Raw genomic sequence first — 7,670 nt, forward strand, 5'->3', positions numbered from 1 at the left:
CGCTAGGAATGCTGAATCGCCGGATCGACGATCTGCTCGACGCGCCCGCCGGCTGACGGTTCCGTGATGCCGCGCATACGCTGGGCGTGCTGTTGCGTGCGTCCGGGCACCGCGTCGACGTCGAGGTGGACCCGCGCAACGCGCTCGCATACGCCGAGCGCGTGCGGCCCGACGCCTACATCCTCGACATCGGCATGCCGCATCTGGACGGCTACGAACTGGCGCGGCGCATCCGCGCGCTGCACGGCTCGCGGCCGTTGCTGGTGGCACTGACCGGCTACGGCCATCCCGCCGACCGTGAGCGCGCCCGGCTCGCGGGCTTCGACCACCATCTGGTGAAGCCGCTGGACCCCGAAGCGCTGATCCGGCTGCTGGACGCACAGGCCATCGCGACGGCCTGAGGGTCGCTACAACCAGCCTTTCTGCCGCGCCAGCCGATATGCCTCGACGCGATTGGCCGCGCCGAGCTTGCCGATCGCCTCCGACAGATAGTTACGCACGGTGCCCGCCGACAGGTTGAGCTGCGCCGCGATGTCGCCGGCGCTCATGCCGTCGCCGGCCAGGCGCAGCACCTGGCGTTCTCGATCATTGAGCGGGTCGGCGTCGGACCACGCGTCGACCGCGAGCTGCGGATCGATCGCGCGACCGCCGCGGTGAACCTGCCGGATCGCGTTGGCGAGCTGTTCGGCCGGTGCGTCCTTGAGCACGTAGCCACCAACGCCGGCATCGAGCGCGCGACGCAGGAAACCGGCCCGCGCGAACGTGGTGGCGATCACCACGCGCACCGGCAGTTCGTGGCGACGGATGCGTTGCGCCAGCTCGAGGCCGGTGAGTCCCGGCATCTCGATGTCGGTGACCAGCACGTCGGGCATCAGGCGCTCGACCTCGCGCCAGGCGCTGACGCCATCGGGCGCGGCGCCGACCACTTCGATATCGGGCTCGAGCGCCAGCAGCGCGGCCAGTGCACCGCGCACCATCGCCTGGTCCTCGGCAAGCAGTACGCGGATCATCGGAAAGGCGTGGGCGTCGACATGGCGATGGACGTTAGCAGGTGCGCGATCAGGCGGCCGCGGCGTCGAGGCCTTCGTCGGGCAGCGACATGGCCACCTTCGGCAGCGGCACGCAGGCTTCGAGTCGCGTCCCCGTCGGTGACGAATCGATGCGCAGCTTGCCGCCGAGGGCCTCGATGCGCTCGCGCATGCCGCTCAGTCCATTGCCCGGTGCGATCGCACCGCCGCGGCCGTCGTCCGCGATGCACAGCTTCACCTCGCGCGGCGTCGACGACAGCGACACCTCGGCATGCCGCGCACGCGCATGGCGCTGGATGTTGGTCACCGCCTCGCGCACGGTGAGTGCGAGCACGGTCTCGATCTCCGGCGGCAGCGTGACCGGCGCGAGTGCGTACTGCAATTCGATGGCATCGGCCTCCAGCAACAGGCGCGCCGACGCGAGCTCGGCGCCGAGGCCCGCCGCGCGGATTCCAGTGACCGCGCTTCGCACCTGCGTGAGTGCCTCGCGCGCGACCCGGCTGACCTCTTCCAGCTCACGGCGCGCGGCGGCGGGATCGCGATCCACCAGTTTGTTCGCCAGCTCCGACTTGAGCGCGACCAGCGAGAGCGTATGTCCGAGGAGATCGTGCAGGTCGCGCCCGATGCGCTCGCGCTCGGCGAGCGCCGCCAGGCGGCGTACTTCGTCATGGCTGAGCTTGAGCGCGACGTCGGCCTGCTTGCGTCGGATGTAGTGCACGTTCATGCCGCCGACGACGAGCCCCACCACCACCGCGTTCAGTACGAACAGCCACGGATAGCCGCGCCACAGCCAGAACGCCGAGTAGGCCGCGACCAGCACCACCATCGAGCCCATCGCCATGCGCGGACGGAATGCGAACGCGAGGTAGGCGCACGCATAGATGATGTAGCCCTGCGCGCCCGGGTTCCATGGCGTCACCACGAAGCCCAGCACCGCAATCGCGAGCGACGCGCCGAACACGTGCCGGTGATTGCCGTAATGCACGTAGACGAAGATCGCCAGGAACACGGCGTAGCTTGCGAGCGTCGGCCACAGCCAGTGCGGGAACGCGCCCTTCGTTTCGGTCAGCGGGACCAGGAAGATCCACATCGACCAGACGAGGTTGAGCCAGCTGTACCAGCCGCTGCCCGGCTGCGTGGGATGCAGCAGCGACTTGCCGTACCTGTCAAACGTGTGCTTCGCGTTCATGTCGTCCGCCCCGGGCGCCGCGCCATCATCGCTCAGCCGCGCGCCAGGCGCCGGCGGGCGGCGAGGAAGAAGGCGATGCCGTAGACCGCCAGCACGGCGACGTGCAGCGTGATGCGCCCATCGCTCTGCGCACCGGCGACCGACAGCGCGATCTGGGCGAGGTGGTGCGCCGGCCACACAGGTGCGATCTTCGCGATGAACGGCGGCAGCATCGACAGCGGCATCCACAGCCCGGCAAGGAACGCCATCGGCAGGTAGATCATGTTGATCACCGCCGGCGCGCCCTGGGCGCCCACGCGACTTCCCACATAGAGGCCGATCGCGCAGAACGGCAGCACGCCCAGCGAATCGACCAGCACCAGCCCGGCCGCCTGCGCCAGCGACAACGACACGCCGGCAAGCGTGGTGCCGATCAGCATCAGCAGCAGCGAAATGGTCGTGGCGAACACCATCGCCATCGCCATGCGCGACGCCAACACCGCGCCCGCGGGCACCGGCTGCGCACGCTTGAGCGCCAGGAAGCCGCGCTCCCGGTCCATTGCGATCGCCACGCCGAAGCCGAACAGGCCCGGCGCCATCACGCCGAACACGCCGTAGGTCGCCAGCAGGTAGGTGGCCGTGCGCGTGCCGCTACCGTGGTTGAGCAGCACGGCGAACAGCACGTAGAACATGGGCGGGAACACCAGCGTAGGTACCGCGAACGACGGCGACCGCAGCAGGCGCAGGAATTCATTGCGCGCTTCCAGCCAGTAGGCGGGCCACGGCGACGGGCGCGTGGCGACGGTGAGCGTGTTCATGCGGCCTCCTTGGTGATTTCGACGAACGCGTCGGCGAGGCCGGCGCGGGTGACTTCGAGGTCCGCGAGCGTCGGGTCCTCGGTGAGCAGGCGATAGACGATCGCTTCGACCGCGTCGGCGGTGATCTCCAGGCGCTCGCAATCACGAACGGCCGCATTCACGCCGGGCCACGCGGCGACGGCCGCGGGGTCCAGCGACGAGCGACAACGCACGCGACGCTGCACCACCCGCGCGCGGATCTGCGCGACGCTGCCCTGCGCGACCACGCGCCCACCGTTGACCACGACGACGCGGTCGGCGAGCGCTTCGGCCTCTTCCAGGTAATGCGTGGTCAGCAACACGCCCGCGCCGTCGGCGACGAGTTCGCGGATCGCGGCCCACAGCTTCTGGCGTGCATCGATGTCGAGCCCGGTGGTGGGCTCGTCGAGGAACAGCAGGCGCGGACGTCCGCAGACGGCCATCGCGAACTGCACGCGGCGCTGCTGGCCGCCGGAAAGGCGGCCGTAGCGGCGATCAAGCAGGCCTTCGAGCCCGGCAAGCGCGACGCAATCGGCGATGCTGCGCGGCGACGTGTAATAGCTGCGCGTGACCTCGATGAGCTCGCGCACCTTCAGTGTTTCGGGAATGCCAGCCGACTGCAGCATCACGCCGATGCCGAGCCGTGCATCGAGCTCGCGCGGGTCGCGGTCGAACAGCTGCACGCGCCCCTCGTCGGCGGTGATCAGCCCGAGCATCAGCGCGATCGCGGTGGTCTTGCCGGCGCCGTTCGCGCCCAGCAGTGCAAGCACCTCCCCGTCGCGCACCTCGAGATCGAGGCCGTCCAGCGCGACGACCTCGCCATAGCGCTTGCACACGCCGGAGAGGCGGGCCAGCGGGGACAGCGTGACGGTGGAACCCATGGCACGTCTCCTGTGGAAGGTGCCGACACCATGCGCGCCGCCCGGCCGCCGCGGCAGTCGCGGCTGTCAGGTATTCCAGGTGACATTCGTCAGGTGACGCGGCCGGCAGCGAGGTCTAACCTGCCGCCATCTCGACGTCGGCGCGGATCCCGCGCATCGCCGGTCGAAATCCTCCGCTACGGATCGCGATGAACACTTCCGCCGACCTTCTCAACGAACTCCGCATCGACCGCAGCGCACCGCCGCCGGCACCGAACCGTCGCGGGCTGTGGATCGGGCTCGCGATAGCGGGCGCCGTGGCGCTGCTCGGCGGCGGGGCGTACGTGATGTTCCGCGGCACGCCGGGCCCCGAGGTGCATGTCGCCGAAGTGCAGGCGATCGGCGCGGGCGGCAACGCGGCGGTGCTCGATGCGACCGGCTACGTGGTCGCCCGGCGCATGGCCACGGTGTCGTCGAAGATCACCGGCAAGGTGCGCGAAGTGCGCATCGAGGAAGGCCAGCACGTCAATGCCGGCGACATCATGGCTACGCTCGACCCCGTCGATGCCGATGCGCAGCGTTCGCTCGCCGTCTCGCAACTGGAAGCTTCACGCAGCCAGATCGCCGGCGTGCAGGCGCAGTTGCGCGATGCCGAGGCCAACGCGGCGCGGCTGTCTTCGCTCGCCAGCCAGCAGCTGGTGTCGAAGGCGCAGTACAGCCTGGCGGTCGCGCAACGCGATGCACTGCGCGCGCAACTCGTCACCGCCCGGCGCACGGCCCAGGTCTCGTCCGCGAACCTGCGCATCGCCGGCAACGGCCTCGACAACACCGTTGTGCGCGCGCCTTTCTCCGGCGTGATCATCGCCAAGGCCGCGCAGCCCGGCGAAATCGTGTCGCCGCTGTCGGCGGGCGGCGGGTTCACGCGCACCGGCATCGGCACCATCGTCGACATGGAGTCGCTCGAGGTCGAAGTCGACGTCGGCGAGTCGTACATCGGCCGCGTCAAGCCCGGCATGCCGGTGGTGTCGATGCTCAACGCATATCCCGACTGGAAGATTCCCGGCGAGGTGATCGCGATCATCCCGACGGCCGATCGCGGCAAGGCGACGGTGAAGGTGCGCGTGGGCCTTTCGCAGCACGACGCACGCGTGGTGCCCGACATGGGTGTGCGCGTGAGCTTCCTGGAGCGCGAAACACCGAAGGCTTCGAAGGCACCGTCGGCGCTGGTGCCGTCGACGGCCATCGTCGATCGCAATGGCAAGGACGTCGCCTTCGTGGTCGAAGGCGATGCCGCCAAGGCAACGGTAAAACTGCGCGCCGTGCAGCTGGGCCGCACGCTGGGCGACGACCGCGAGGTCCTGTCCGGCCTGCAGGGCGGCGAGCGCGTAGTCATCGAGCCGCCCGCCGATCTCGCCGACGGCGCGAGCGTTCGCATCGCGAAAGACGCGGACGCAGCCGCGACGGAATGACGGGAAGCGATGCCGCCTGGCAGCGTCGCTCCAGTGAAAACCGGCTACCGCGACCGCGGTGACCGATCGACGCCGGCGCTGGCCGGGCTTCCGCTTCGCGGGAGCACAAGCAGAGCAGTGCGCGCGAAACCGGGATCCCCGGCGACGCATCGAACTCATCCATGCGGGAGATACGCAAATGTCCTCACTGGTCAGCATCCGCGACCTGCGCAAGACCTACCAGCGCGGCGCCGAACGCGTCGAAGTGCTGCACGGCATCGATCTCGACATCCCGGAAGGCGATTTCGTCGCGCTGATGGGGCCGTCGGGCTCGGGCAAGACCACGCTGCTCAACCTGATCGGCGGGCTCGACACGCCGAGCGGCGGCGAGATCGACATCGCCGGGCAGCGTATCGACACGTTGCGTGCCGGCCAGCTGTCGACCTGGCGCAGCAACAACGTCGGCTTCGTGTTCCAGTTCTACAACCTGATGCCCACGCTCACCGCGCAGAAGAACGTCGAGCTGCCGTTGCTGCTGACCAGGCTCAACAGCGCGCAGCGCGCGCGCAACGCCGCGATCGCCTTGCAGCTGGTCGGGCTAGCCGACCGCGCGAAGCACAAGCCGAACGAGCTGTCCGGCGGCCAGCAGCAGCGCGTGGCGATCGCCCGCGCGATCGTCTCCGATCCGACGCTGCTGATCTGCGACGAACCCACCGGCGATCTCGATCGCCAATCCGCCGAAGAAATCCTGGGCCTGCTGCAGACGCTGAATCGCGAGCACGGCAAGACGATCGTGATGGTGACGCACGATCCGAAGGCGGCCGACCACGCGCGTCGCACCGTTCACCTCGACAAGGGCGTGCTGGTCGACGCCCCGGCGATGGCGCACTGACCGCCGACGCGCCAATGCGCCGGCATAGCGTCGGCGCGGCACCCGTTCCGAGGCGCATCGCGCCACCTTTCCGCCCTGCGGAAAGGCCTCCATCGAAGAGGCAGCCATGAAATACCTGCACCTGATCTGGGCCTCGTTGTTCCGAAGCCGTACGCGCACGCTGCTCACGCTGCTGTCGGTCTTCGTCGCGTTCTTCCTGTTCGGCATGCTCGACTCGGTGCGCGTCGCCTTCAACTCCGGCGGCAACGTGACCGGCGCGAACCGCATGGTCGTGGCCTCGCGGCTGTCGATCACCCAGATGCTGCCCTACAGCCTCGACTCGCAGATCGCCACCGTCGCCGGCGTGCGCAAGTCGACATATGCGGCGTGGTTCGGCGGCATCTATCGCGACCCGAAGAACTTCTTCCCCAATTTCTCGGTCGGGCCCGGGTACCTGGACCTGTATCCCGAGTTCAAGCTGCCGCCGGCGCAGCGCAAGGCCTGGGAAGCGGACCGGCAGGGGGCGATCGTCGGCGAAGCGCTGGCCAAGAAGTTCGGCTGGAAGGTGGGCGACACCATCCCGCTGCAGGCCACGATCTTCCCGACCAAGGGCAGCAACGACTGGCCGCTCAAGCTCGACGGCATCTTCAGCATCGACGACGTCAAGCAGAAGGGACAGGAGCAGGTGCTGCTGTTCCACTGGAATTATTTCGACGAGTCCAACGACTACGTGAAAGGGCGCGTCGGCTGGTACATCGTGCAACTCGCGAACGCGGGCGCGGCGGACCGCGTTTCCAAGTCGATCGACGCGCTCAGCGCGAATTCGGACCACGAGACCAAGACCCAGACCGAGGAAGCGTTCAACCAGTCGTTCGCCAAGCAGATCGGCGACATCGGCCTGATCGTCACCGCGATCATGGGCGCGGTGTTCTTCACCCTGCTGCTGCTCACCGGCAACACGATGGCCCAGGCCGTGCGCGAACGCATCCCGGAACTCGCGGTGCTGAAGACCATCGGCTTCAGTGATCGAAGCGTGCTCGGGCTGGTTCTGGGTGAATCGATCCTGCTGGTCGCGATCGGTGCGCTGCTCGGCCTCGCGCTGGCGCCGCTGGCGATGCAGGTGGTCAGTCGCGGCAGTGGCGGCTTCATCCCGCTGCCCAGCACGCTGCCGCCGGAAAGCTGGGTGACCGGCCTGGTGCTGATGCTGGTATTCGGTGTCCTTGCCGGCCTGCTGCCGGCCCTGCGCGGCATGCGCCTCAACATCGTCGATGCCCTCGCGGGCCGCTGAGGAATACGACCATGCGCACCAAACGCTTCTTCGGGAATCTCGGACTGTTCATCCTGCTGGTCGCGGCCGTCGTCGCGTGGTCGATGCTGCCCTGGTTCGGCGTCGTCGGCCTCGCGGTGCTGGTGGCGCTGTGGCTGTTCACCACGCGCGGCGGCCGCCTGGCGCTCGCGG

The 7,670-nt window shown here is 68.7% G+C and carries 8 protein-coding genes; 4 read left to right on the top strand and 4 right to left on the bottom strand.

Annotated elements, in window-relative coordinates:
* Positions 1-80 precede the first annotated feature (80 nt).
* Entirely contained in the window at positions 81-401 is a 321-nt protein-coding gene (locus FW784_RS11055; RefSeq protein WP_149353401.1) for a response regulator, read from the top strand.
* A 6-nt stretch (positions 402-407) separates the two neighbouring features.
* Here the strand turns inward: FW784_RS11055 and FW784_RS11060 are convergent, their stop codons facing one another.
* From FW784_RS11060 to FW784_RS11075, 4 genes are read right to left on the bottom strand one after another with little or no spacing between them, the layout of a single operon-like run.
* Complete coding sequence (locus FW784_RS11060; protein WP_149353402.1) at positions 408-1,010, bottom strand: response regulator transcription factor; 603 nt, start codon at positions 1,008-1,010, stop codon at positions 408-410.
* Positions 1,011-1,059: 49 nt separating this feature from the next.
* A complete protein-coding gene (locus tag FW784_RS11065) occupies positions 1,060-2,217 on the bottom strand; it encodes a sensor histidine kinase (protein ID WP_149353403.1) in 1,158 nt (385 codons plus the stop codon).
* Between the two features lie 32 nt (positions 2,218-2,249).
* A complete protein-coding gene (locus FW784_RS11070; RefSeq protein WP_149353404.1) occupies positions 2,250-3,014 on the bottom strand; it encodes an ABC transporter permease in 765 nt (254 codons plus the stop codon).
* Entirely contained in the window at positions 3,011-3,913 is a 903-nt protein-coding gene (locus tag FW784_RS11075) for an ABC transporter ATP-binding protein (protein WP_149353405.1), read from the bottom strand. Before FW784_RS11075 ends, FW784_RS11070 begins: the two co-directional genes overlap by 4 nt.
* A 188-nt stretch (positions 3,914-4,101) precedes the next feature.
* On the opposite strand from FW784_RS11075, the gene FW784_RS11080 reads away from it, so the two are divergent.
* The 3 genes from FW784_RS11080 (at position 4,102) to FW784_RS11090 (ending at position 7,499) form a co-directional block, all read left to right on the top strand.
* Positions 4,102-5,361, top strand: a complete 1,260-nt coding sequence (locus tag FW784_RS11080) for an efflux RND transporter periplasmic adaptor subunit (protein ID WP_149353406.1) — start codon at positions 4,102-4,104, stop codon at positions 5,359-5,361.
* 178 nt (positions 5,362-5,539) lie between these two features.
* The gene (locus FW784_RS11085; protein ID WP_149353407.1) at positions 5,540-6,232 is read left to right on the top strand and encodes an ABC transporter ATP-binding protein; all 693 of its coding nucleotides are present in this window, start codon (positions 5,540-5,542) and stop codon (positions 6,230-6,232) included.
* 106 nt (positions 6,233-6,338) lie between these two features.
* The gene (locus FW784_RS11090; protein ID WP_149353408.1) at positions 6,339-7,499 is read left to right on the top strand and encodes an ABC transporter permease; all 1,161 of its coding nucleotides are present in this window, start codon (positions 6,339-6,341) and stop codon (positions 7,497-7,499) included.
* Positions 7,500-7,670 lie beyond the last annotated feature (171 nt).

This window comes from Cognatilysobacter lacus (assembly GCF_008274655.1).
Classification (GTDB): Bacteria; Pseudomonadota; Gammaproteobacteria; order Xanthomonadales; family Xanthomonadaceae; genus Cognatilysobacter; species Cognatilysobacter lacus.